Source organism: Serratia sp. X3, from assembly GCF_014982455.1.
Taxonomy (GTDB): Bacteria; Pseudomonadota; Gammaproteobacteria; order Enterobacterales; family Enterobacteriaceae; genus Serratia; species Serratia ureilytica.
The window spans coordinates 1,972,120-1,997,237 of record NZ_JADCNB010000001.1; the positions used below are offsets into that span (position 1 = coordinate 1,972,120).

Sequence of the window (25,118 nt, forward strand, 5' to 3'; positions counted from 1 at the left end):
TCTTCACGTTAGCGGGCTGTAATGGCTTTAGATTTATAAGCCCCCAGGTCGTCGATATAGAGCAGGGTGTAGAGAATATTCCGGCTCACGCCAACTTTGGTGGGGGCAAAGAGGCTGGAATATGGCCCGACCATCACTGAATCGACCAACAAATTCTTTTTGCCTTTCTGATCAACATTGGCCAACGTAAAATAGTAAGGGCCTTTGTTGATAACCTTAAATCCCTTTCCCGCCGCCTGGAGTTCAATGAAGTCGGTGATGTTATTGGCACTGCCGGTTAACCCTGCCGGGCGATAAAATAGCTTGATGCGCGACTTGATGGCTAATTGCAGCGTATTGACGCCCTGCAAATTCTCCGGCGTAGGCGGGATATCCAGCACATTCAAATAAAATACCGATTCACGGTCGCCGGGAAGCGTCGCGCTCATTTTTTGTATGCGTAATTGCTGGCCATTATTTCCGGCAACTTTCACAACCGGCGGGGATAACAAGAACGGCACGTTTGCCGTTTCAGGCGTCGAGTTTATATCACCGTCATCAATCCATGCCTGCACCAGTGCCGGATCGTCACCATTGTTGACTAACTGAACGATAACATCCTTGTTTTTTTCCGGATAAATAACGCGCGTTCCATTAATTACAATATTGGCATCGGCGCAAAAGCTGCTGAGAAACAATCCAGCAAAGATTAAGCACTGTTTCATAGTCACCCCAGAAGCCAGGCCTTTGCCCTGGGCGCAGGCCTGGCTTAATTGCAATTACAGGTAAGAAATGGTGTAAGTCACGTTGGAACTCAATTCCCCCACTTTTGCCGCCAACGCATTGGTCTTGTAGTAATAGGCGTCCAGCGTCAGCGTTTCGGCATCCGGCGCCGTTTTATCGCCTTTGATCTTGGTGACATAAGGCACGTTCAACGGAATCGGCGTGGATGAACCCGGCTCAGCCAGAGAAAAACCGACGTTTTTCGCTACGGCGGCGTCGCTTTCATTCACGGAGCTGTTCAACAGATATTTCCCGTCGGTAGAAATATTATTCGCCGAAGAGAAGTAGATCTTCAGCGGCGTACCGGCCGTTCCCGCCGCCGGCGTGCAGCCGGAGAACGTCAGCGAGAAAGATTTCTTGTTTTTGGTGATGGGGCCGACAACGGTACCCGCATCAGTCACGGAAATCGGGCTGAGCGCAACGGTAAAATCGGCGCTTTTCCCGCCATTGATGGTACAAGTGGTATCCGTAACGGCACCGCTAAACGAAATAACGCCACCGGCGGAATTATCTGCCGCCGTTGCGCCCACAGATGTTAACGCGGCAGCCAATACCGCCAAAGAGATGCCTTGCTTAATCATAATAAACCCCATTACTTTCTTCGCTGAGAGAGCATATATAAAATGACCTACACCATTAAACCGTTTAGAGGCTAACGAAGCTTAGGCAATAGCAGAGTATTGACAGCATCCTGCCATCTAAAAGTTTATATGCGACGGTATATATTTATATATATCCAAGTGTATTCTAAAAGATATCCGGCATGGGAAAAATCTCATTCACCGCCAGATGCAGGACATATTAATTCCAAAGACAAAAAAATTGCAACATCGAATCAAATAATTTTCATGACAATAAAAAAAATGAATCGAGCAATGGCCGGAAGGATGCGCGCCTTAAAAGAGTGAGTACGGCTGGCTGCTTACTGCGCGGGTTAAATGAGCGTCGCCATTTCCTCATAAAAGCGCTTACGGCATAAAAAACAAAAAGCCATTGATATAAAAAGAAAAAACACACAAAGAAAAATCTTAGATTCCTTAACTCCTCCGCCTTCTCCCACGTAAGGTTTACTTTGCCCCTGCCTTAAAAATTATCCAACCTACCGCTATAGGAGTAGCCCGGAAATGCGATACTCTCTGCACATGAATATTCAGACACACAAAAAACAGAGTCAGAATTTTTCTTCGCCCAGTCGATAAGGACGAATTTTTAGAGAAAAATATATCTTTCCCTATCAATATAAAACCCACCTTTAAAGTATATTAAAAAATATACTGAAAGATAATTCATTTAAATAAGTCGCTACAGGGGTCAAACAAGATAGGGGAAAAGGGATGCATCGCGAGTAACGGCGGGAATAAAAAACCCGAGCACCACAGGCTCGGGTTGATAGCAACACAGACATTCGACGATCAGAGCGGCTTTTCAGTCCGTACGATGCCGTGATTCTTCATCACCTCTTCCATCGTAAGGCTATCGTCATACGGCGTCTCGTCGACCACAACGTCTTTCGGACGCTCATAGGGTTTGGTCGCACGTTTGAACATCCACCACCATACGAACACCAGGAAAGCGCCGGACTTGAGAAAAATCATGGTCCATAGGGCGACTTGATACCAGTTCATCTCTGTCTCCTAAGAGTATTAAGCAAAATCGATAAGGCGGCGTTAATTATCGTGCCGGTCACGCCTGACAGCAGCAGGCATCCAAGCGGCCTGCCTTGATGACCGCATAATCTCACCGATACGTAGCCCTTATCAATAGCCGTTCACGTTTCCTGCGGGCGACCGTCAAATTCTCAGCACGCAAAAGCAAAAAACCCCGCGCTCTAAGAGCGCGGGGTCAAAATGTATGGCGGAGGAGCAGAGATTCGAACTCTGGAACGGTTTCCCGTCGACGGTTTTCAAGACCGTTGCCTTCAGCCACTCGGCCACCCCTCCGCAACGACGCGCACTATAAACAGAGCTTATTCGCTTGTAAAGCCCAGGCGCGTTCAACCGCGCGAAAAATCGACGGAACGATGCAAGTCGGCGAACAAACGCGCGGCCGCTCCTCCCGCTGTTGCAACAATGATAACTAAGGGTAAAGATTGGTAAACAAACTTTAATCAAGCGCTTGCGCTGCCTATCATCGGGATTATTTTGTGATGGCCTGATAAGAGAGATCATTATGGACCGCATTGTCGTCTCGTCTTCCTCGCGCGACTCCCTGCTCAGCACGCATAAAGTCCTGCGCAACACCTATTTTCTGTTATCCCTGACGCTGGCTTTCTCGGCGCTGACCGCAACCGCCAGTACCCTGCTGGGCCTGCCTGCGCCGGGCTTGCTGCTGATGCTGGTTGGCTTCTACGGGCTGATGTTCCTGACGCATAAACTGGCCAACAGCCCGGCAGGCATTCTGGCGGCGTTCGCGCTGACCGGTTTCATGGGGTATGCCCTCGGCCCGATCCTCAGCTCGTTCCTGAACGCCGGCGCGGGCGATCTGATCATGCTGGCGCTGGGCGGCACCGCCGCGGTGTTCTTCTGCTGCTCGGCCTACGTGCTGACCACGCGTAAAGACATGTCGTTCCTGTCCGGCATGATGATGGCCGGTTTCGTGGTATTGCTGGTAGCGGTGATCGCCAACCTGTTCCTGCAGATCCCTGCCCTGCACCTGGCGATCAGCGCGCTGTTCATTCTGTTCTCCGCCGGCGCGATCCTGTGGGAAACCAGCAACATCATTCACGGCGGCGAGACCAACTACATTCGCGCCACCGTCAGCCTGTACGTATCGCTGTACAACATGTTCATCAGCCTGTTGAGCATTCTGGGCTTCGCCCGCAGCAACTGATTGCGTGTTACCCCGCCTTCCAGGCCCCGCTCCGGCGGGGCTTTATTTTTTGCGGCTGAAAAAATTTGCTAAACTGGCGGCCGTTCCGAATTATCCGTTATCGAGGCAGTATGTTGGAGTTTGAAGGTCGGGTTATCGACACTGACGCGCAGGGCTATCTGAAAAACAGCGCCGACTGGCATGAAGGCCTGGCGCCGCTGCTGGCGGCGCAGGAAGAGATCGTGCTCACCGAAGCACACTGGGAAGTGGTGCGCTTTGTACGCGACTTCTATCAGGAATTCAATACCTCACCGGCTATTCGCATGCTGGTCAAAGCGATGGCGCAGAAATACGGCGAAGAAAAAGGCAACAGTCGCTATCTGTACCGCCTGTTTCCGAAAGGGCCGGCCAAACAGGCCACCAAGATCGCCGGGTTGCCCAAACCGGTAAAATGCATCTGACCGCTCCGCCCGCAGCGCCGCTGCAGGCGAGCGTTTAATAGCGAATGCCGAACCCGTCGTAGTCGGCCACGCCCTGCGGCTCCACCAGCACGCGTTCGACGCGCGCGCTGCGCGGGCCGCCCTGCTTCAGCCATGCGACCAGCGAGTCCACCTGCGCCTGTGTGCCGCAGGCCACCACCTGAACGCTGCCGTCATCAAGGTTGCGCGCATAGCCCGTCACCCCCAGCGCCTCGGCCTGCCGCTGAGTGGAATAGCGAAACCCTACCCCCTGCACTACGCCATACACATACGCAGCAATGCAAACTTGTGTCATAATCGCCCCCTTATTCAGTTTTCGTTATGGCATTGCCGTGCCTTTGCACCGCCGTGTCACTCTTTCTATCCTAGCTGGCAGCATTATTAATTATGACCGTACGCCTGTTTCTCGCCAAAGGACGTGAAAAGTCCTTACTCCGTCGCCACCCTTGGGTGTTCTCCGGCGCCGTTCAACGCGTTGAGGGTAAAGCCCTCTCCGGTGAAACCATCGATATTCTCGACAGCCAGGGCAAATGGCTGGCTCGTGGCGCCTATTCGCCCGAGTCGCAGATCCGCGCACGCGTCTGGACTTTCCAGCAGGATGAAGAGATTAACATCGATTTCTTCATTCGCCGCCTGCAGCAAGCGCAAAGCTGGCGTGATTGGGTCGCGCAGCGCGACGGCCTGGACGGATACCGCCTGATCGCCGGCGAATCCGACGGCCTGCCGGGCATCACTATCGATCGCTTCCAGAATTTCCTGGTGCTGCAGCTGCTGTCCGCCGGCGCCGAATATCAGCGCCCGGCCCTGCTTTCCGCCCTGCAGCATTGCTACCCGGAATGTTCGATTTACGATCGCTCCGACGTGGCGGTACGTAAAAAAGAAGGCCTGCCGCTGGCGCAGGGCCCGGTGCTGGGCGATCTGCCGCCGGAGCTGCTGCCGATCACCGAACACGGCATGAAACTGCTGGTGGACATTCAGCAAGGGCACAAGACCGGTTTCTATCTCGATCAGCGCGACAGCCGCCTGGCGGCGCGTAACTACTCTGCCGGCCGCCGGGTGCTGAACTGCTTCTCCTACACCGGCGCCTTCGCCGTTTCCGCTCTGATGGGCGGCTGCGCGCAGGTGATCAGTGTGGATACCTCGCAGGCGGCGCTGGATATCGCCAGACAGAACGTCGAGCTCAACAAGTTGGATCTGAACAAGGCAGAGTTCGTTCGCGATGACGTGTTCCAACTGCTGCGCAACTACCGCGCCCAGGGCGAGAAATTCGATCTGATCATCATGGATCCGCCGAAGTTCGTCGAGAACAAAAACCAGCTGGCCAGCGCCTGCCGTGGCTACAAAGACATCAACATGCTGGCGCTGCAGCTGCTGAACCCGGGCGGCATTTTGCTCAGCTTCTCCTGCTCCGGGCTGATGCCGACCGATCTGTTCCAGAAAATTTTGGCCGACGCCGCTGTAGATGCCGGACGTGATGTACAATTTATAGAACAGTTCCGCCAGGCTGCCGATCACCCGGTGATCGCCACGTACCCAGAGGGGCTGTATCTGAAAGGCTTCGCTTGTCGGGTGATGTAACTTGAAATGCGCTGCCTTGCCCCCATATATGAGCAAGGCATTGTTTCTCAGGAGGTCATCATGATTGCCAGCAAATTCGGTATCGGACAACAGGTTAGGCATAAACTGCTGGGGTATTTGGGCGTCGTTATCGATATCGACCCTGAATACTCTTTGGAACAACCCAAAGCTGACGAGATAGCGGCGAACGATGAACTGCGTTCCGCTCCTTGGTACCACGTGGTGATGGAAGACGAGGAAGGCCAACCGGTGCATACCTATCTGGCGGAAGCGCAGCTGGATGGCGAGCCCCAGGAAGCGCATCCCGAGCAACCATCGCTGGATGAACTGGCGGAATCCATCCGTCACCAGTTACAGGCACCACGCTTGCGCAATTGACCGCGCCAAGACCTGAGAAACCCTGAAAGGGCTCGGCATCGGCCGGGCCCTTTTTATTTAGCTTATTTAGCGCTCCAGCCCCAAACGCGGGATTTCGATTTTCGGACAGCGATCCATCACCACCTGCAGCCCGGCCTGTTGCGCCAGCACTGCCGCCTGGTCATTAATCACGCCGATCTGCAACCACAGCGCCTTAGCGCCGATCGCTATCGCCTCTTGCGCCACGCCGTAGGCTGCCTCCGAATTGCGAAAAACGTCGACCATATCGACCGGCTGCGGGATGGCGGCCAGCGTGGCATAAACCGGCTGCCCCAACAGCGTCTGCCCCGCCAGTTTTGGGCTCACCGGGATCACCTGATATCCCTGCGACAACAGATAAGCCATCACCCCATAGCTGGGCCGCGACGGGTTATCGCTGGCGCCCACCAGCGCGATGGTTTTCACCTGCTGCAATAACTCAACAATCTCTTGATCTTGCATCTTCAACTCCCGTTTATCACTGCGTCACTCTTCCGTTTCGAGTGTAACCGATCGGCATTCGCACGGCTAAACGCTACGCGCAGGAAACTTCAGCGTAATCTTATGGTCTGAGGCTGTCGCGGTTCAGCCACGCACGGACGTGTCTAATTACAAATAAATATGTAAAAATGTAAACAAAATACCCGATTGAAAAATTTTGACACAACCTATGCCATGTTCAACACTTAGAGCTACGTCACTTTATAAGGAGATAATGATGAAATTTGGTCTGGTGGTTGCGGCGTTGCTCAGCATCAGCATGCCTGCCGCGGCTACGACCCTGAAACTCTCCCCGGACATCGATCTGCTGGTGGTCGACGGCAAGAAAATGACAGGTTCGTTGTTAAAAGGCGCCGACAGCCTTGAACTGGATGGCGGACAGCACCAGCTGCTGTTTAAAGTGACTAAAACTGTACGTTCCGGCCAGCATACGCAGGCCTATGCGTCCCTGCCGCTGGTTGCCACCTTCAATACGCAAAAGATCAGTCAGGTGGCGATCGAACTGCCGCGCATCGAGAACGATCGTGACACGCAACGCTTTGATAAAACGCTGAACTATCGGGTGGTGGATAAAGAGGGTAATGCCCTGCCGTTCCAGCATGATGTGCTGCATCCCGACAGCGTTACCTTCAATGCCGATTTGGAAAAGGTGATGACGGATTACAACCGCCAAAACCGCCCGGCTTCCGTCCCGCTTTTCGTCCAGCCGAACGCAGGCAACACAACAGCCTCCCTGCCGGCCGGCGCACCGGTGAATGCCCCGACGGTGACACTGAAAGGTGAAAACGTGTCGGAACAGATGCTGCAATACTGGTTCCAACAGGCGGACAAGGAAACCCAGAAGCGCTTCCTGCACTGGGCCAACAAACAACCGGCTCGCTGATCCCTCCCGGCGCCTTAGCCGCAAAGGCGCCTTTTCTTCGCATTTTCAGGTGCAAACGCTAGGCAGTGAAAAACAGTTTCAGTAATCTGTCGCACATCACCGATTAGCGAAGGACACTGAGATGGAATTGACCACCCGCACTATCGCCGAGCGCAAGCACATTGCGCTGGTGGCGCATGATCACCGCAAACAGGCCCTGCTGGAATGGGTTGAAAGCCACAAGACCATTCTGGCGCAGCACCAGTTGTACGCCACCGGAACCACCGGTAACCTGATCCAGCGTGCCAGCGGCATTCCCGTCACCAGCATGCTGAGCGGCCCAATGGGTGGCGATCAGCAAGTCGGCGCACTGATTGCGGAAGGCAAGATAGACATGCTGATCTTCTTCTGGGATCCGCTGAACGCGGTTCCGCACGATCCGGACGTGAAGGCGCTGCTGCGGCTGGCGACCGTCTGGAATATTCCGGTGGCGACCAACCGTTCGACCGCTGATTTCCTGATTGACTCTCCGCTGTTCAAAAGCGAGGTGGAGATAGCCATCCCCGACTATCAGCGTTACCTGCAAGACCGCCTGAAATAGTCCTTTCGGCCTGGCTGCCGCCAGGCCTGCTGCTTACGGTTTTTTCTGCACCGGAACGCCAAGCTCACGCAGGTGGTCGACGAACACCGAAGGACGTTCACGATCCTGCAACAGCCATACCTGATGTTTGGCGCGAGTCAACGCGACATACAGCAGACGGCGCTCTTCAGCATCCGGAAAGTCCTCCGGCTGCGGTAGCAACACCTCTTCCAAGACCGACTCGCGCGCCACGGCGGGGAAGCCGTCGCGCCCCTCATGCAAACCGGCGATGATGACGTATTCCGCCTGCTGCCCCTTGCTGGCGTGGATGGTCATAAACTCCAGATCCAGCTTTGGCCAGCGGGTGGCCGCTTTCGCCAGCGCTTCCGGTTTCAGGTGGTGGTAACGCGCCAGCACCAGGATGCGCTCATCCGGCTTGGCGTAGCCGCTCAGCTTGTCCAGTAGCGGCTCCAATTGCTCGTGCGGCAGGATCGTCACCGACTTTTTATTGCCCTTGCTCAGGCTATTGAGCGGTTTTTTCAGCTGATGCGGGTTCTGCTGCACGAACCGGTTGGCCACCTCGCCGATGCGTTCATTGAAACGATAGGTGGTATCCAGCGCGCACTGTGCGCCTTCGCCGAAGTTCGTGGCGAAGGCCGTGGTTAACGTCAGTTCTGCGCCGCTGAAGCGATAAATCGCCTGCCAGTCATCCCCTACAGCAAACAGGCGGGTCTGCTTGTTCTGTCGGCGCAATGCCGCCAGCAATAGCGCACGCTGCGGTGAGATATCCTGAAACTCGTCGACCAGAATATGTTTCCACGGGCTGACGAAGCGCCCCTTGTCGAGAATGTTGACCGCCTGATGGATAAGGCCGGAGAAGTCCACCGCCCCTTCCTCTTTCAAGGCGCTTTTCCAGGCTTTCAGCAGCGGCGCCATCAGCCTGATGCGTTTTGAAAACAGATCGCGGATTTCTTCATCCGCCTGCTCGATCATTTCCGCCTGGCTGCCACCGTGCATGCGCATCAGCCCTAACCAGCGTTCCAACCGGCTTGCCAGGCGATCCGCCAGGCGCTTATCCTGCCAGAAGTCGCCTTCCGGCACTTCCCATTCCAGCTCTTCGGTCAACCATTGACGCCACCCCTTGGCCTGCGCTTTCTTCTCCGCGCACTGTTGGCGCCAATGGGTAATCAGCAGCTCTTTGCGCGCTTTGGCATCGGTTTCCAACCGGCTGATGGCCGGCGCTTTGCGGCTGCCTTGTTGAATGATTTGCAGCGCCAAGGCATGGAAAGTCTTGGCCTGAATACCGACATCACCCAAACGTTCTTTGATGCGGTCGTTCATCTCGCCGGCGGCCTGACGGCCGAATGCCAACAGCAAGATTTGACCCGGCTCAGCCTCCTGACGGCGCAGCAGCCAGCCGGCGCGCGCCACCAGCACCGACGTTTTGCCACTGCCGGCGCCGGCTAACACCAGCACGGAATCCTCGCCATTGACCACCGCCCGGCTCTGGGCGTCGTTGAGCGGCGAACTCTCGACGGTCTGGAAGAAATCATGGTGTTGCTCCAGCATGCGCTCGGTCCACTGCCGGTTGCGTTGCTCGATGCTGCGCTCCCCCTGCTGCAACCATTGCAAACACAGATGGTAATCAGCCCGGCAGTTATCGAATTCCTCCAGGCGCGCCACCGGCATCGGCAGCGCGGAGAAAGCCTCGCGAATTTGCTGCTGCAACTTGCCCAGCTCAGACTTTTTGAACCATTTATCTTGTTGCTCAATGCGCTTAATCTGCGCCACCTGCTGTTGCAACACGCCGGCGCTGACGTCGCTCATTTCGGCGCTCCACTGCTGCCACGCCTGCTGCAGAAAGTGATAAAAACGCTGCGTTTCCTGCCATTCGGTGCCGTGCAGCCGCACCACTTTTTCGTCCGGTAATTCAAATTCCAGCTCGCCCCAGACGATGCCACGCTTGCACCTGACCTGAATCAGTTGATTGAAGGGGATCAGGTATTCATGTTTTTCCCCGCTCACCTCAACGCCGGCGTGCAGCAACCGCACGCGGTTATAAGGGTGCTGAGCCAGGTGTTTCCCCAGCGATGTCGCTTTAAGTTCCATATCGTCGCGCCATGACTATGTTGAGATTAAATAAGGATATCTGCCAGTTTACCTGCGATAAGCAGTGGCACTCTAGCGCTAAAAAAAGGGTAGAATAGATTTTGCGTTTTTATCGTGAATACGCCCGCATCGCGGTTTGGCTATCATTAGAGCAGAATGACGTCTATGCGTACTGTACTGAATATTCTTAATTTTGTGTTGGGCGGTTTCTTCACCACGCTAGGCTGGCTTATTGCTACCGTGTTCAGCGTGCTGCTTGTCATCACACTGCCGCTTACCCGCTCCTGTTGGGAAATCACCAAGCTGTCGCTGGTGCCGTTCGGCAACGAAGCGATACACGTCGATGAACTGTATCCGGAAAAAAGCAATGCGCTGCTCTCCGCCGGCGGCTCGCTGCTCAACATTATCTGGCTGGTGCTGTTCGGCTGGTGGCTGTGTCTGTCACACATCGCCGCCGGTATCGTGCAATGCGTTTCAATCATCGGCATTCCGGTCGGCATCGCCAATTTCAAAATAGCCGCCATCGCGCTGTGGCCGGTGGGACGCCGCGTCGTCTCGGTAGAAATGGCTCAGCAAGCCCGTATTGAGAATGCTCGCCGCCACTATCAACAGCGTTAATTTTTTCTCCGTTTGAGGAGTTTTTCGTGCTCTCTTTTGCACCCGCAGTTCGTCGCTATACTTACAACAGCAACCTGCTGTATCACTTGCGCATCCTCATTGCGCTGATCGGCACCACCGCCGTTCCCTGGTGGCTCGGCATTCCCAAGCTGACTATCCCGTTAACGCTGGGCGTGGTGGCAGCCGCCCTGACTGATTTGGACGACCGCCTGGCCGGCAGATTACGCAATCTGCTGATCACGTTAGTATGCTTCTTTATTGCTTCCGCCTCGATTGAGCTGCTGTTTCCCTACCCTTGGTTGTTCGCGCTTGGCTTAACCACCTCGACCTGCGGTTTTATCCTGCTGGGCGCCTTGGGGCAACGTTACGCCACCATCGCCTTCGGTGCACTGCTGATCGCGGTTTACACCATGCTCGGCACTTCCATGTACGATGCCTGGTATCAGCAACCGCTGCTGCTGGTGATCGGTGCATTGTGGTACAACCTGCTGACGCTGGCGGGCCACCTGCTGTTCCCGATCCGACCGCTGCAAGAAAACCTGGCGCGCTGTTACGATCAACTGGCCAATTATCTGGACGCCAAAGCCAACCTGTTCGATCCCGACGCCGAACGCGACGCCGACCTGCCATGGATGGACGTCGCAATGGCCAACAGCGCGTTGGTCGCGTTACTCAACCAGACCAAAGCCTCGTTATTGACACGCCTGAAAGGCGATCGCGGCCAGCGCGGCACCCGTCGCACCTTGCACTACTATTTTGTCGCGCAGGATATCCACGAACGCGCCAGTTCTTCTCACGTTCAATACCCTGCGCTCAGCCGGCAATTCCGTCACAGCGACATTTTGTTCCGCTTCCAGCGTTTGCTGAGTATGCAGGCGCGCGCCTGCCGCCAGCTGGCGCAATCTATCCTGCTGCGGCAAAAGTACCAGCACAACCCGCGTTTTGAGCCGGCTTTCAGCCGCATTCAGGAGGCGTTGGCGCGCATCGCCGAAACCCAGGGTAATAGCGAACAGACCAAGGCGCTGGCGCATCTGCTGAAAAACCTGCATGCGATAGATGCGCAGTTGGCCAATATCGAGTCCGAGCAAACGCTGGCGAGCGGACAAACGGAAGAGAACAGCCTGGCCGACGATCGCTTAACCGGTTGGAGCGACATCCGGCTGCGCATCAGCCGCCATTTAACGCCGCAGTCGGCCCTGTTCCGCCATGCGATCCGCATGTCGGCGGTGCTGTGCGTCGGTTACGCCTTTATCCAGTTCACCGGTATGCAGCACGGTTACTGGATCCTGCTGACCAGCCTGTTCGTCTGCCAACCGAACTACAACGCCACCCGCCGGCGCCTGGCACTGCGCATCATCGGCACTCTGGCAGGTATCCTGATCGGCTTGCCAATCCTCTATTTCGTGCCTTCCGTAGAAGGGCAACTGGTGTTGATCGTCATCACCGGCGTCCTGTTCTTCGCTTTCCGCACCGTACAGTATGCCCACGCGACGATGTTCATCACGCTGCTGGTGTTGCTGTGCTTCAACCTGTTGGGTGAAGGATTCGAAGTGGCCGCTCCGCGCGTTTACGATACTTTGCTGGGCTGCGCCATCGCCTGGGCGGCCGTCAGCTTCATCTGGCCAGACTGGAAGTTCCGCCAACTGCCGGCGGTGGTGGATAAAACGCTGAATGCCAACTGCCGCTATCTGGACGCCATTTTGGTGCAATATCATCAAGGTAAGGATAACGGCCTCGCTTACCGCATTGCACGACGAGATGCCCATAACAGCGATGCGGAACTGGCTTCGGTCATCTCCAACATGTCAGCCGATCCCAAGGCCGACAAAGCGCTGCAGGAAGCCGCCTTCCGCTTGCTCTGTCTGAACCACACGCTCCTGAGCTATATCTCCGCATTGGGGGCGCACCGCGAGCGGCTTAACACCCCGGCCACGCTCGATCTGCTCAATGACGCCGTGTGTTACGTGGACGGCGCCCTGCATCAGGAAGAACGGAACAGCCAGCGCATTGCGCAGGCGTTGGAACAGCTGGCGGAGCGCATCAGCAAAGCCGTTCCGGAACCTGAAAGCAAAGAACAATTGGTCTTGCAGCAGGTGGGATTGGTGCTCGAACTGCTGCCGGAGCTCACCGCGCTGCATGCCCAAATCAATAAGGCAGCCTAACTATTCAGGGCCCGTTCGATGGGCCCTGAATAACCGGCTCATGCCCATGGCGGCGCATCGCCATCGTATGATCGAACCAACGCACTAGCTCGCTGCGTAATTCGGCCGGCAACGCCGCCTGATGATAACCGGCTATCGCCCCGCCCAGCGACAGCAGCACTCGTAGCCCCAAATTAGTCTGCTGTTTCAATAAACGGAGATAGCTGCGTTTGGCGCCATGCAGCCGCAGGTCATAAGCGTTGCGAATGCCCGCTCGCCACAGCAGACGTTCCATATTGACGTCAATATTCGGCAATGCCTTCAGTCGGCCGTGATCGCCAGCCTTAAGCCGCTGCTCCCGGCGCGCCTCCCTGACAGCCTGCCAAGCCAGCCCCACCAGCTCGTTGCGTTCCCGCCACAGCGACTCGTCAACCCAGTAATAGCGCAAGGTAATGGGCACACCGCGTTTGGAATAGACCATATTGACCATTCCGCGGGCGCGAAAGGCGGGTTCCATGCTTGCCGTAGCCCGCAAATACAGCTCACCCTCCGCTATCACCGCAAACATGACTCCCTCAGCCAGCAGACCGTAACCGCCGAACTGCGACCGAGTCGTGATGGCCCCCAATGCCGCAAAGCAATTTTTAGCCTGCGCGATTCTTCTCGTCGACATCCTTTTCATAGCGTTCCTCCTTTTTAGGTTCTGGCCTTTAGGTTCTGGCCGTATTATTTCTCTCATCAATGAAAAAAGTAACGTGAACAACTAATTAGAAAAATACGCACTATCCGCCCGCCTGCCAATCACAAAAACCATCGGTACAAAAAATGATCGCAATTATGCGAGCCGCTACGAAAATTTGGGTTGATCTTATCCTAAATCAGGGATACTGTATAAACATACAGTAACACGACGGGCGGGAACTTTATGCGTACTCAATCACTCTACCAACCTCATTTCGGCCATGGCTCTTATACAACGCGCAATGTTGCGAAGAACACGGATGTCGGCAAAGAGAATGGCTTGATCAGTGAACTTGTTTACAACGAGCGCCAGCCCGCAGTGGCTCAATTGCTGTTGCCCCTGCTGCAGCAACTGGGCAAGCAGTCTCGCTGGCTTCTGTGGCTCACGCCGCAGCAAAAATTAAGCAAACAGTGGCTGCAGCAATCCGGCCTGCCGGTGGATAAAGTGGTGCAATTGAGCCAGATCAGCCCGGTGAATACGGTTGAGGCAATGGAAAAAGCGCTGCAAACGGGGAATTACAGCGTGGTTCTCGGCTGGTTGCCCGAGCTAACGGAGGAGGATCGTCTAAAATTAAGACGTGCGGCAGAATTGGGTAACGCATACGGGTTTATCATGCGTCCACAACGTGACATTAGCCCGACTCACGGACAGTGTTCTACCCTAAAAATTCACTCTTCTTTGTATCATTAAGTAAATTTAGGATTTTTCCCATCATTTTCGCACCCCGTAAAGGGAACCTTTGCGGGATAAGGCAAAAAGCTAGTCCAGCCGCGGTTTGGCAAGGGAAAACGCCCTGCTGATCGCCGTTTTTTTGAGCTGAGAATGTTAGCAAATATGTACGATTCTGCGTTTTTTTTTAGAGCCTTATCACATCACACTTGTAACTTTCGCGCCACGTTGTAGACTTTACATCGCCAAGGTTGCTCTATAACGTCAGAAAAACTGGCGAGTAACAAACGAGGGCTTAAACCTTGGCGAAGGAATTTAACCAAGGGCTTAAAACAGCTTTAAAGCTCATTGCCTATTTGGATGATAACGAGGCGCAAAATGAAAAAGACAGCTATCGCATTAGCAGTGGCACTGGCAGGTTTCGCTACCGTAGCGCAAGCCGCTCCAAAAGATAACACCTGGTACACCGGTGCTAAACTGGGCTGGTCCCAGTACCATGACGTTGGCTTCTACGGCAACGGTTACCAGAACGGTATCGGCAACGGCCCAACCCACAAAGATCAGCTGGGTGCAGGCGCGTTCCTGGGCTACCAGGCAAACCAATACCTGGGCTTCGAACTGGGCTATGACTGGCTTGGCCGTATGCCTTACAAAGGCAGCGTGAACAACGGTGCTTTCAAAGCGCAAGGCGTTCAACTGGCCGCTAAACTGAGCTACCCAATTGCTGACGATCTGGACATCTACACTCGTCTGGGTGGTATGGTATGGCGCGCAGACTCCAAAGCTAACTACGGCAATGGCACTCGCCTGAGCGACCACGACACCGGCGTTTCTCCGCTGGCTGCTGTTGGTGTTGAATACGCACTGACCAAAAACTGGGCTACCCGCCTGGACTACCAGTTCGTAAGCAACATCGGTGACGCTGGTACCGTTGGCGCGCGTCCAGACAACACCATGCTGAGCCTGGGCGTTTCTTACCGCTTCGGTCAGGATGACGTAGTTGCTCCAGTTGCTCCAGCTCCAGCTCCGGCTCCAGTTGTTGAAACCAAGCGTTTCACTCTGAAGTCTGACGTGCTGTTCAACTTCAACAAAGCAACTCTGAAGCCACAAGGTCAGCAGGCTCTGGATCAGCTGTACACCCAGCTGAGCTCCATGGATCCTAAAGACGGTTCCGTAGTTGTTCTGGGTTACACCGATGCAGTAGGTTCCGCTCAGTACAACCAGAAACTGTCTGAAAAACGCGCACAAAGCGTTGTTGACTACCTGGTCTCCAAAGGCATCCCGTCAGACAAAATCTCTGCACGTGGCATGGGCAAAGCTGATCCAGTTACTGGCAACACCTGTGGCTACAAAGCTGGTCGCGCTACCAAAGCTCAGATCGAATGCCTGGCACCAGATCGTCGCGTAGAGATCGAAGTTAAAGGTATCAAAGACGTTGTAACTCAGCCTCAGGGCTAAGTTTACTCGCCTAATAAAAAACCCCGCAATGCGGGGTTTTTTTTCGTCCTGTTTTTGTCAGAGCATTCAAGGACAGGCTCAACGAGGCACACTGCCCCGTTTACTTAGGTTCTTTGCCGAGAATCGCCTTCAGGTCTTCTTTCAACGACGACATCTGATTCGCATACTTCTCTTTGCGCTCAGCATCTTCGATAAGCTGCACGACGGTTTCCGACAGCGTCACACCGCGACGACGCGCCAGGGCAGCCAAGCGTTGCCAAACCAAAAACTCCAGATCGATAGATTTTTTACGCGTATGCTGGTGTTCTGCGTTAAAATGACGTTTGCGGCGGGCGCGGATCGTTTGTTTCATCCGGTTATCCAGATCCGGATTCATATGAGCGGCAATCCATGCAAGTACCTTTACCGGCTCATTTTCCAGCTTCAGCAGCTCGTTAACCGCTTCCTGAGCAGCGCTGTTTTCAATGTAGCGGGTAATGAGTTCCCCTTCCCGGTGCTTCTTCACCAGGTACTTCCATTTCCAACCGCTCTCCAGATTTTCCAGTTGCTGATATTTCATCTTGAGCTCTTCAGTGACCGCGTAACTTCAAATAAGCATAACAGCTTTACGCCGAATTTCCCCGGCAATTAAGCCGTCTTTTAGACTGTTTTTTGCACAGTCATCGCACGATGTCAAACTCCCTGATGCCAACTGGCACTCCACATGTATCAAGCTGCCGTTATTCTTGTATAATCGCCCTTTCCCTTTTTAACGATTGCATCTAACACTTTGACCAATAACCGACTTGAATGGCAATCTTTATTGCCGGACGTAACGCCTTATCAGGCGATATTTGATACCGCCGCTCAGTTGGCACCCGTGCCCTTTTCCGCCATTCAGCCTCGGCTGGAAAATGCCCTGACGCTATTTTGTCACCCCCAATCGCCACCGCGATTCATGCTGTTGAAAGCGCAAGAAACGCGAGAATACCTGGAACTGATCGCTAACGCCGTCAAACCACTGCTGCCGCAAAACACGGCATGCCGCGGCAGCCACTATGTCATTCAGGATGGCAAGGTCAGCGTAGAGCCTGCCAGCCATGGCGATGAACCTTTCGCTGCCGGCGGTGCTTGCGTGTTCCAAGAGTGGATTGAACCAGAGCAGCTGTTTGGTTGCGTGCGGATCCACAATGGCGACATCACTCTGCAGCCCGGCCTGGTGCACCAGGCCAACGGCGGTATTCTGATCCTGTCAGCCCGGGCGCTGCTGGCCCAGCCGTTGCTATGGCTGCGGTTGAAGCAAATGATCGGCCAGCGTCTGTTCCATTGGGTTTCGCCTGACGAAACCCGCCCGCTGCCGGTCGCCATTCCGCCGATGCCGCTGGATCTGCGGCTGATTGTGGTCGGCGACCGCCACGGCCTGGCCGATTTCCACGATATCGAGCCAGAACTGAGCGAACAAGCGGTCTATGGCGAATATGAAGACGATCTGCAACTGACTGAAGTTGATGATATGGCGCAGTGGTGCGGCTACGTCAACGGTGTGATCGCCGAGCGACAGTTACCGATGTTAGCGGCCGATGCCTGGCTACCGCTGATCGTTCAGGCGGTGCGTTATAGTGGCGATCAGGGCATCCTGCCACTCTCGCCGGTTTGGCTTGGGCAGCAGTTGTCCGAAGCTGCACTGTACGCCGAAGAAGACCGCATTACGGCCAAAGCGTTTGAAGCGGCATTGAATGCCCGCGAATGGCGTGAAAGCTATCTCGCCGAGCGTATGCAGGATGAGATCGAACTGGGTCAGATCCTGATCGAGACCGAGGGTGAAGTGGTTGGGCAAATCAACGGCCTGTCAGTCCTGGATTATCCCGGCCACCCACGCAGCTTCGGTGAACCGTCGCGCATCAGTTGCGTTGTGCATCTCGGCGACGGCGAATTTACCGACGTCGAACGCAAGGCCGAACTGGGCGGCAACCTGCACGCTAAAGGCATGATGATCATGCAAGCGTTCGTGATCGCCGAACTGGACCTGGATCAGCAGCTGCCCTTCTCCGCCTCGATCGTTTTTGAACAATCTTACGGTGAAGTGGACGGCGACAGTGCCTCGCTGGCTGAACTGTGCGCCCTGATCAGCGCCCTGTCACAGCAGCCGATTACACAACAGATCGCCGTCACCGGCTCCGTTGACCAATTCGGCAACGTACAGCCGATAGGGGGCGTTAACGAAAAGGTCGAAGGTTTCTTCGAGGTTTGTTTACGCCGCGGCCTGACGGGCAAACAGGGCGTCATACTGCCCGTGACCAACGTGCGCCACCTGTGCCTGCGTCAGGATGTCGTTGACGCGGTGCGCGAGGGGCAATTCCACCTGTGGGCGGTAGAGAGCGCGGCGGAAGCCTTGCCTTTGCTCACCGGTTGCCTCTACTCTGACGAACAACAGCCGAATTTGTTGGCGGCCATTCAGGAACGGATTGCGCAGGTGAGCCTGCAGGAACGCCGTCGCCCATGGCCGCTACGCTGGCTCAACTGGTTCAACCACGGCTGATCGGACTTGTTCAGCGTACACGTGTTAGCTAACCTGCGTCCTTCATTAAAATAAGGCTTACTGAGAACATGGTAGATAAACGCGATTCCTATACGAAAGAAGACCTCGAAGCATCCGGCCGCGGCGAGCTGTTCGGCGCCGGTGGCCCACCGTTGCCGGCGGGTAACATGTTGATGATGGACCGCGTGGTCAAAATGACCGAAGACGGCGGGACTCACAACAAAGGTTATGTGGAAGCGGAGCTGGATATTAATCCGGACCTATGGTTCTTCGGTTGCCACTTTATCGGCGATCCGGTCATGCCGGGCTGCCTGGGCCTGGATGCAATGTGGCAGCTGGTCGGTTTCTACCTCGGTTGGCTGGGTGGCGAAGGCAAAGGCCGCGCGCTGGGCGTCGGTGAAGTCAAGTTCACCGGCCAGGTGCTGCCGACCGCGAAAAAGGTAACCTATCGTATTAACTTCAAACGCGTCATCACCCGCAAGCTGATCATGGGCGTCGCCGATGGCGAAGTGCTGGTTGACGGTGAAGTGATCTATACCGCCACCGATCTGAAAGTGGGCCTGTTCAAAGATACCACCGCGTTCTAATCACGCTGACGAGAAGGCGGCCACTGCCTTCTCTCTAACGTTTTTCGCATGCCATCACGTTCGACGTGATGGCATTTCTTTCTTTTATCCTTTCCCGGCCTTCCAAAGATTCCCGCCTCTTTTTAGCCGCCATTAGCATCATCTTATTATTCAGTTCTCATCAAAGAGGATTAAGGCCGATAGCAAAGATGCGCTATCGGGCGATATGAAATATCTCATCACGCTGGCATTGACGCTGGGTGCACCTTATTTCATCGCCCGACACCGAAATGCCTTCCCCCACCGGTCTCTGCCCTATGCTTATCCGAAGCGGCCAAAGCAACAGGCAGCCTGAAAGGCGGCCTCCCTTAATACCCACATCAGTGCGATAGCAGTTTTTTTGCATCCGGTTATTCTCTTGCCCCTCAAGATCCTCTAACATGACTCGCATAGTAACTACAATTATTGTACTTAGTGAGGAAGGTATGCAAAAAACCCGCTTTAGCGACGCGCCTTGCCCCGTAGCGCGTGCATTGGATCGCGTGGGGGAATGGTGGAGCATCCTGATCCTTCGCGATGCTTTTCAGGGGCTGTCCCGGTTCGACGAATTCCAACAAAGTCTGGGGATGTCACCCACGCTACTGGCGCGTCGCCTGAAGGATTTGGTGGCCCACGGCATTCTGTATAAAGAACGTTATCAAACGCGGCCGGTGCGCTATCACTACCTGCTTACTGAGCGCGGCAACGATTTTCTCCCGGTGTTGGCGGCGCTCTCACAATGGGGCAACAATCATCTGACCGACGGGGACGTCAGCGCCCTGTTGGTCGACGGACGCAACGATCGGCCGATCCAAGTCCAGTTGGTCAATCGTGATACCCAACAGCCGGTGCCGCCGCAGTTCATTACGCTAGCGCCAGGGCCGGCGGCAAGCGACGGCATACATCAACGCGCCGAACTGATGCGGCAGCGGCGCCTCGCCGATTTACCCGAATTTACCAAGGAGCCATCATGAGCAATCGTCGTATCGTCATTACCGGCATGGGCGCCGTTTCACCGCTAGGGTGCGGTGTTGAAGCCATCTGGCAACGTTTGTTAAAAGGAGAATCCGGCATTCGAGCGTTGCCTGACGAGATCGTTGCAGATTTACCGGTCAAGGTCGGAGGACAAGTCCCGGCGCTGGCGCAAGATGCTGAAGCGGGCTTCAACCCCGACGCCTCCGTCGCCCCCAAGGACCAAAAGAAAATGGACCGCTTTATCCTGTTTGCTATGGCGGCGGCGGACGAAGCCATTCGTCAGGCCGGCTGGATAGCCGATACGGACGAAAAACAAGAGCGCACAGCCACCGTCATTGCCTCGGGTATTGGCGGTTTCCCGGCGATTGCCCAGGCGGTGCGCACAACCGACAGCCGCGGCGCCAAGCGGCTGTCGCCGTTCACCATCCCCTCATTCCTGGTCAATCTGGCGGCCGGCCACGTTTCAATCAAACACCACTTCAAGGGGCCGATTGGCGCGCCGGTCACCGCCTGTGCCGCCGGCGTGCAAGCCATTGGCGACGCAGTGCGTATGATCCGCAATGATGAAGCCGATATCGCCGTGTGCGGCGGTACCGAAGCCGCTATAGATACCGTCAGCCTGGGCGGGTTCGCCGCCGCGCGCGCCATGTCCACCGCTCCGGCCGAATTGGCGCAACAGGCCTCACGGCCCTTCGACAGCGCCCGGGACGGATTTGTCATGGGGGAAGGCGCCGGCATGCTGGTCATTGAAACGCTGGAGCACGCGCTGGCGCGCGGCGCCACCCCGCTCGCGGAAATCGTCGGCTATGGCACCAGCGCCGACGCCTACCATATGACATCGGGCGCTGAAGACGGCAACGGCGCCTATCGGGCGATGAAAATCGCGTTGAAGCAGGCCAACGTCGTTCCCGAAGAGGTACAGCATTTAAATGCGCACGCGACGTCGACACCCGTAGGGGATTTGGGCGAAATCAACGCCATCAAGCACCTGTTTGGCACGGCCGGGACTGTCGCCGTGACCTCGACAAAATCAGCGACCGGGCACCTGCTGGGCGCCGCTGGCGGGCTGGAAACCATCTTTACCGCCTTGGCTCTGCGCGATCAGATAGCCCCTGCCACGCTAAATCTGGATAACCCTGACCCGGCGGCGGCAGGTTTGCATCTGGTCGCGAAACAGGCGGAATCGATGAACATGACCTACGCCTTATCAAACGGCTTCGGCTTTGGCGGCGTGAATGCGAGTATTTTGTTGAAACGCTGGCGGGATGAATAAGCACCTGAAACAAAAACCTCCGCCAAGGGGCGGAGGTTATTCCTTTTATTTGACAGGGAGCCGCTTAAGCGGTCACAGCCCTGTCTTCCATGGCTTCTCGCCAACCTCCCAGCCATTGAGACCGGGCGTCCACTGATGATTGGTAGGGACAATGTTCCCTGGAACGCCCTAAAATACCTGCCTGATACCCTCTCGAATGCGCCCTTTCCAGACGATCGCGTTTCTGTCTCTTCATGCCTCGTTTCCCTCATTTTGGTCTGGTGGAAAGAAAACAATGGCTGCTTTTTGCGCAGCCACGAGTAATCAATAGCGCTAAAAGAAGAGAAGATCAATGCGCAAAATTCACGCCAATGTCATATTTGTGAGCTACGCCCGAGGAAAATGCTAAGTGGCTGATCTGCAGGGGAAGGAGTTAACCAATTGAAATGAAATAGAAATCCCTGCCAGCGAGAAAAAACGACTTTTCACGCCGACAGGGATTAGACGATTTTAGACCAAATTATGACTAAATGCCGCCCATCTGTGCTGCGATAGCCTGGGCTTCCTGCTGCCACCCCTGCGCCAGAGTGCGCACCAGGGCATCATAGCCGTCTTCACCCTGTTTCAGCTCCAGGTTGAAAGGCCTTTTGATTAAACGCCCTTGGCGGTTCAGCACCCACTCGCCGCGAATGATCGCTTTCCCGTCAAAGCGGCCGTGGAAGCCGCTGATGGTCACGTTCAGCACATCCTGATCGCTGCTCATCGGCTGCGAAGAGACCACCCACCCCGGCAGCGCGCTGCTCAGGTTGGTGACCAGCGTTTGCTGCAGCTGCTGATCGAGCGGGCTGGCCCACAGGTTGTTCTGGGCTATCACATACTGCACGTCGTTGGTCTGATACACCACGCCGCTCTGCGCCAGATAATCCGCCACGCTCACGTGCTCCAGCCACAGCTGGCGCGTGGAGGCGCCGCTGCTGCCGGCCGCGGCCGGCGCGCCCAGCGCCGGCAACTGATAGTAAGTCTTCTGTGGCGAACTGCTGCAGGCGCTGAGCAACAGCGCCAGGGCTACCGGGATCCATTTCATCATTTCGTGGCCTTCTTCGGCTGAGGGTCATTGCTGCCGGCGGCTTCAAACACCAGCGCGTTGCTCTTCTCATTCAGGGTGCGCAACACCGGTTGCAGCTCACGCAAGACCTGATCGAGGCGCTGCATGTCGCCCACCATCTTGTTGTAAGCCGGTGAACCAGGCTGGAACCCTTTCATGCTGCGGTTCAGCTCCAGCAGCGTTTTCTGCATGTCCTGCGGCAGCGCCTGCATCTCTTTGCTGGCGATGATGTCGTTCAACGACTTCATGGTCTGCTGCGTCGACTTCATGGTTTTCTGGCTTTCCGCCAGCGTCTTGGTCGCTTCGCTGATCATCGGATTGATCGGCATCGAATTAATCTTATCCAACGTCTGCATCAGTTTCTGCTGGATCTGCGCCAGACCACCGCTAGTGGTCGGCATCAGCGGATAACCGAACAGCTCGCGCGGCCCTTTCCACGGTTTTTCCTGCGGATAGAAGTCGAGATCGATGTACAGCGAACCGGTCAGCAGGTTGGCGGACTTCATCGAGGCGCGCATGCCGCGGGATTCCGCATCTTTCAAGTGCCCTTCAATATCGAAGTTGCCGCCCAGCTGTTTCTGGAAGCGATCCGGCTCGATGCGGATCAACACCGGAATGCGGTAATCGTTATCCAGACGCTGCGCCATGCCGTCTTTATAGAACGGCACCTGCGCCACCGTTCCCAGACGGATGCCGCGGAACTCGACCGGCGCGCCCGGCTGCAGGCCGCGTACCGAGTCGGAGAAGAACAGCAGGTAGTCTTTATGCACGGTATACAGCGAATCCTGTGTGCTGCGCTGGTTGTCGAACAGCCGGTACTCCGCTTTCTCTTTCGCCTGTTCGCCGCGATCCCAGCCGTCCGGCACATCGAAGCTGACGCCGCCGCTAAACAGCGTGGTCAACGAGCCCATCTCCACCCGCATGCCCTGTGCCGACATATCGAACGCCACGCCGCTGTCTTTCCAGAAGCGCACGTTGGTGGTAACCAACTGATCGTAAGGCGCAGTGATGAACAGCTGATAGCGCATGGCGCGCTCTTTAGGATCGAAGTAGCTGGTTTCCACCGACCCGACGCGATAGCCGCGGAACAGCACCGGATCGCCGGCGTTGAGCTGGCCTGATTTCTCGCTGTCCAGCACGATGCGCAACCCTTTAGCGTCCGGGGAAGCCAGCGGCGGCGCATCGAGCAGCTGATAGTTGTCTTTGCCGTCTTTGCCTTTGTTGCCCGGCTGCAGTTCGATATAGGCGCCGGAGAGCAGCGTGCCCAGTCCGGAGACCCCTTCACGGCCGATCTGCGGCTTCACCACCCAGAAGGCGGAATCCTGGCGCAGCAATTTCTCCATGCCGGAATTGAGACGCGCCTGCACCATCACCTTGCTCAGGTCATCGCTCAACGTGACGGTTTCCACCACGCCGACGTCAACGCTGCGGCTTTTGATTTTGGTTTTACCCGCTTCCAGCCCTTCCGCCGTCGTGGTCACCAACGTCACCACCGGCCCCTGATGGCTGAAGTGGTAAAACAGGATCCAGGCGCCGATCAGCGCGGTCACGATGGGAATGATCCACACCGGCGACCAGCGTTTGATCTTCTCGACGTCCGCGACGCTATGATTATTTTCCGTCACCTTGCGGCTCCTTGTTTATTGTTTCACTTGCGCGATCCCAGGTCAGCCGGGGATCAAATGTCATGGCGGCGAACATGGTGAGGATCACCACCAGCGCGAACAGCACGGCGCCCGTCGCGGGATAAATGCTCATCAACTGCCCCATTCGCACCAACGCCGACAACACGGCGATCACAAACACGTCGATCATTGACCAACGACCCACGAATTCGACCACTTCATAAATCAGATGCATACGCTCGCTGTCGGCGCGCGGTTTCTTCCTACCGTTCGCATCCCAGCACAGCCAACCGATCGCCAACATTTTCAGCGACGGCACCATGATACTGGCGATGAAAATCACCATCGCTACCGGATAAGAGCCGTCCCCCCACAGCAGGATCACCCCCGCCATGATGGTGGAATTCATCTTGTTGCCCAGCGCCTCGGTCACCATGATGGGCATCAGGTTGGCCGGAATATACAGCATGACAGAGGTCACCAGCAGCGCCAGCGTCCACTGCAGGCTGTGGCGGCGACGCACGTAGCCCTTGGTGTGGCAGCGCGGGCAGCGCACCTGATCGGCCGGCAGGATCGCCGTGCAGCACGCGCAGGAGCGCACGCCCTGGCGCATGCCGGTGCGCCCCACCGTCAGCGGGCGATTAAGTCGCGGCGCCGGTTCGATATCCTGCCACAGCCAGCGCCGATCCACGCACTGGAAAGCGCGCACCTGCAGCAGGCAAAACAGGCAGTAAGGCACGAAGCTGCTGCCGATGCCGATGTCGCCGTAGGCCATCAGCTTGACGAAGCTGACCAGCACCCCGGCGAGGAAAATTTCCACCATGCACCAGGTCTTGAACTGGAACAGCACCCGGGCCATCCACTCTTTGAGGCCCAGCGGCAAGCGCACCCTGGCGCACAGCAGGATGATCGCCACCATGCAAAACGCCGGGATCAGCTGCACGAACACCATAAACAAGGTGGCCATGCTGGCGTAGTCTTCCGCCACCATGACTTCCGGGATTTGGATCAGCCGGATTTCGTTGCCGAGGCCGGCGACGCGCATGTTGATAAACGGGAAAATGTTGGCCAGCACCAGCATGAACAAGGCGCTGAGCGCGTAACCGATCGGCCGCTTACGCGGCTCGTCCCAGCGGGCGCTGAGCGTGGTTTTGCAGCGCGGGCATACCGCTTTGCTGCCATAGGCCAGCGGCGGCAGCGCCACCAGCATGTCGCACTGCGGGCACAGCATCAGGTTATCCTGCTGCGCCGCCGAAGGTGCGGAATGACTATGCTGCTGATGATTGTTGTGGGAACACACCATATTCCTCCTAAATAACGTTGCTCACCGGCACG

At 56.0% G+C, this 25,118-nt stretch carries 26 protein-coding genes and 1 tRNA gene; 14 read left to right on the forward strand and 13 right to left on the reverse strand.

Translation table 11 applies throughout. From position 1 onward, the window contains the following. Window positions 1-8: 8 nt before the first annotated feature. The 4 genes from IMX17_RS09585 to IMX17_RS09600 all read right to left on the reverse strand — a co-directional run bounded on the left by IMX17_RS09585 (window position 9) and on the right by IMX17_RS09600 (window position 2,702). Complete coding sequence (locus tag IMX17_RS09585; protein WP_046899348.1) at window positions 9-704, reverse strand: molecular chaperone; 696 nt, start codon at window positions 702-704, stop codon at window positions 9-11. 54 nt (window positions 705-758) lie between these two features. Beyond that, the gene (locus tag IMX17_RS09590) at window positions 759-1,355 is read right to left on the reverse strand and encodes a fimbrial protein (RefSeq protein ID WP_369795919.1); all 597 of its coding nucleotides are present in this window, start codon (window positions 1,353-1,355) and stop codon (window positions 759-761) included. 819 nt (window positions 1,356-2,174) lie between these two features. Continuing rightward, window positions 2,175-2,387, reverse strand: a complete 213-nt coding sequence (locus IMX17_RS09595; RefSeq protein WP_004928089.1) for a hypothetical protein — start codon at window positions 2,385-2,387, stop codon at window positions 2,175-2,177. Window positions 2,388-2,614: 227 nt separating this feature from the next. Then, a tRNA-Ser gene (locus IMX17_RS09600) sits at window positions 2,615-2,702 on the reverse strand. 229 nt (window positions 2,703-2,931) lie between these two features. Between IMX17_RS09600 and yccA the strand changes: the two genes are divergently transcribed. Together yccA and tusE are read left to right on the forward strand one after the other, a co-directional pair. Next, a complete protein-coding gene (gene yccA / locus IMX17_RS09605; RefSeq protein WP_033642602.1) occupies window positions 2,932-3,591 on the forward strand; it encodes an FtsH protease modulator YccA in 660 nt (219 codons plus the stop codon). Between the two features lie 110 nt (window positions 3,592-3,701). Beyond that, on the forward strand, window positions 3,702-4,031 hold the full coding sequence (tusE, locus tag IMX17_RS09610) for a sulfurtransferase TusE (RefSeq protein WP_033642601.1): 330 nt from the start codon (window positions 3,702-3,704) through the stop codon (window positions 4,029-4,031). 34 nt (window positions 4,032-4,065) lie between these two features. Here the strand turns inward: tusE and yccX are convergent, their stop codons facing one another. Continuing rightward, complete coding sequence (gene yccX, locus IMX17_RS09615; protein WP_033650696.1) at window positions 4,066-4,344, reverse strand: acylphosphatase; 279 nt, start codon at window positions 4,342-4,344, stop codon at window positions 4,066-4,068. 92 nt (window positions 4,345-4,436) lie between these two features. Here yccX and rlmI point away from each other — a divergent pair, with 92 nt between their 5' ends. Together rlmI and hspQ are read left to right on the forward strand one after the other, a co-directional pair. Then, complete coding sequence (gene rlmI / locus IMX17_RS09620; RefSeq protein WP_042784137.1) at window positions 4,437-5,627, forward strand: 23S rRNA (cytosine(1962)-C(5))-methyltransferase RlmI; 1,191 nt, start codon at window positions 4,437-4,439, stop codon at window positions 5,625-5,627. Window positions 5,628-5,687: 60 nt separating this feature from the next. Continuing rightward, complete coding sequence (gene hspQ / locus IMX17_RS09625) at window positions 5,688-6,005, forward strand: heat shock protein HspQ (RefSeq protein ID WP_004928104.1); 318 nt, start codon at window positions 5,688-5,690, stop codon at window positions 6,003-6,005. A 66-nt stretch (window positions 6,006-6,071) separates the two neighbouring features. On the opposite strand, the gene IMX17_RS09630 is transcribed toward hspQ, so the two are convergent. After that, the gene (locus tag IMX17_RS09630) at window positions 6,072-6,485 is read right to left on the reverse strand and encodes a CoA-binding protein (RefSeq protein WP_033642598.1); all 414 of its coding nucleotides are present in this window, start codon (window positions 6,483-6,485) and stop codon (window positions 6,072-6,074) included. 256 nt (window positions 6,486-6,741) lie between these two features. Here IMX17_RS09630 and IMX17_RS09635 point away from each other — a divergent pair, with 256 nt between their 5' ends. Then, window positions 6,742-7,407, forward strand: coding sequence for a DUF2057 family protein (locus tag IMX17_RS09635; RefSeq protein ID WP_094141859.1), 666 nt, complete (start codon window positions 6,742-6,744; stop codon window positions 7,405-7,407). A 121-nt stretch (window positions 7,408-7,528) separates the two neighbouring features. Further along, the gene (locus IMX17_RS09640; protein WP_042784134.1) at window positions 7,529-7,987 is read left to right on the forward strand and encodes a methylglyoxal synthase; all 459 of its coding nucleotides are present in this window, start codon (window positions 7,529-7,531) and stop codon (window positions 7,985-7,987) included. 33 nt (window positions 7,988-8,020) lie between these two features. On the opposite strand, the gene helD is transcribed toward IMX17_RS09640, so the two are convergent. Beyond that, window positions 8,021-10,075 carry a DNA helicase IV gene (gene helD, locus IMX17_RS09645; RefSeq protein ID WP_193549688.1) on the reverse strand — a complete coding sequence of 685 codons (2,055 nt, stop codon included), beginning with the start codon at window positions 10,073-10,075 and terminating at the stop codon, window positions 8,021-8,023. 165 nt (window positions 10,076-10,240) lie between these two features. Here helD and IMX17_RS09650 point away from each other — a divergent pair, with 165 nt between their 5' ends. Beyond that, window positions 10,241-10,693, forward strand: coding sequence for a YccF domain-containing protein (locus IMX17_RS09650; protein ID WP_025302313.1), 453 nt, complete (start codon window positions 10,241-10,243; stop codon window positions 10,691-10,693). A gap of 26 nt (window positions 10,694-10,719) precedes the next feature. Continuing rightward, window positions 10,720-12,855: a YccS family putative transporter gene (gene yccS, locus IMX17_RS09655; protein ID WP_182264787.1), complete on the forward strand. Its 2,136-nt coding sequence runs from the start codon at window positions 10,720-10,722 to the stop codon at window positions 12,853-12,855. Window positions 12,856-12,859: 4 nt separating this feature from the next. On the opposite strand, the gene IMX17_RS09660 is transcribed toward yccS, so the two are convergent. Beyond that, a complete protein-coding gene (locus tag IMX17_RS09660) occupies window positions 12,860-13,516 on the reverse strand; it encodes a TfoX/Sxy family DNA transformation protein (protein WP_033650692.1) in 657 nt (218 codons plus the stop codon). A gap of 243 nt (window positions 13,517-13,759) precedes the next feature. Between IMX17_RS09660 and sulA the strand changes: the two genes are divergently transcribed. Then, a complete protein-coding gene (sulA, locus tag IMX17_RS09665) occupies window positions 13,760-14,266 on the forward strand; it encodes an SOS-induced cell division inhibitor SulA (RefSeq protein WP_033642592.1) in 507 nt (168 codons plus the stop codon). A 357-nt stretch (window positions 14,267-14,623) separates the two neighbouring features. After that, window positions 14,624-15,703: a porin OmpA gene (gene ompA / locus IMX17_RS09670; protein WP_046899347.1), complete on the forward strand. Its 1,080-nt coding sequence runs from the start codon at window positions 14,624-14,626 to the stop codon at window positions 15,701-15,703. A gap of 100 nt (window positions 15,704-15,803) precedes the next feature. Here the strand turns inward: ompA and matP are convergent, their stop codons facing one another. Then, window positions 15,804-16,262, reverse strand: coding sequence for a macrodomain Ter protein MatP (matP, locus tag IMX17_RS09675; protein WP_033642591.1), 459 nt, complete (start codon window positions 16,260-16,262; stop codon window positions 15,804-15,806). A gap of 210 nt (window positions 16,263-16,472) precedes the next feature. Between matP and IMX17_RS09680 the strand changes: the two genes are divergently transcribed. From IMX17_RS09680 to fabF, 4 genes are all read left to right on the forward strand, one after another. Next, window positions 16,473-18,221, forward strand: coding sequence for a Lon protease family protein (locus tag IMX17_RS09680; RefSeq protein WP_072056112.1), 1,749 nt, complete (start codon window positions 16,473-16,475; stop codon window positions 18,219-18,221). Window positions 18,222-18,289: 68 nt separating this feature from the next. Next, window positions 18,290-18,808 (forward strand): bifunctional 3-hydroxydecanoyl-ACP dehydratase/trans-2-decenoyl-ACP isomerase, encoded by a 519-nt coding sequence (gene fabA, locus IMX17_RS09685; RefSeq protein ID WP_004928144.1) that lies wholly within the window; start codon window positions 18,290-18,292, stop codon window positions 18,806-18,808. A 464-nt stretch (window positions 18,809-19,272) separates the two neighbouring features. Then, the gene (locus IMX17_RS09690) at window positions 19,273-19,800 is read left to right on the forward strand and encodes a helix-turn-helix domain-containing protein (protein ID WP_033642590.1); all 528 of its coding nucleotides are present in this window, start codon (window positions 19,273-19,275) and stop codon (window positions 19,798-19,800) included. After that, window positions 19,797-21,074, forward strand: a complete 1,278-nt coding sequence (gene fabF, locus IMX17_RS09695) for a beta-ketoacyl-ACP synthase II (protein ID WP_033650690.1) — start codon at window positions 19,797-19,799, stop codon at window positions 21,072-21,074. The genes IMX17_RS09690 and fabF overlap by 4 nt, the downstream gene beginning before the upstream one ends. A 64-nt stretch (window positions 21,075-21,138) precedes the next feature. On the opposite strand, the gene rmf is transcribed toward fabF, so the two are convergent. The 4 genes from rmf to pqiA form a co-directional block, all read right to left on the reverse strand. Continuing rightward, complete coding sequence (gene rmf / locus IMX17_RS09700) at window positions 21,139-21,309, reverse strand: ribosome modulation factor (RefSeq protein ID WP_004928150.1); 171 nt, start codon at window positions 21,307-21,309, stop codon at window positions 21,139-21,141. Window positions 21,310-21,579: 270 nt separating this feature from the next. Next, window positions 21,580-22,140, reverse strand: coding sequence for a membrane integrity-associated transporter subunit PqiC (gene pqiC, locus IMX17_RS09705; RefSeq protein ID WP_182264789.1), 561 nt, complete (start codon window positions 22,138-22,140; stop codon window positions 21,580-21,582). Then, on the reverse strand, window positions 22,137-23,783 hold the full coding sequence (gene pqiB, locus IMX17_RS09710; protein WP_033642587.1) for an intermembrane transport protein PqiB: 1,647 nt from the start codon (window positions 23,781-23,783) through the stop codon (window positions 22,137-22,139). The genes pqiC and pqiB overlap by 4 nt, the downstream gene beginning before the upstream one ends. After that, window positions 23,770-25,083: a paraquat-inducible protein A gene (pqiA, locus tag IMX17_RS09715; protein ID WP_369825817.1), complete on the reverse strand. Its 1,314-nt coding sequence runs from the start codon at window positions 25,081-25,083 to the stop codon at window positions 23,770-23,772. The genes pqiB and pqiA overlap by 14 nt, the downstream gene beginning before the upstream one ends. Window positions 25,084-25,118: the final 35 nt, after the last annotated feature.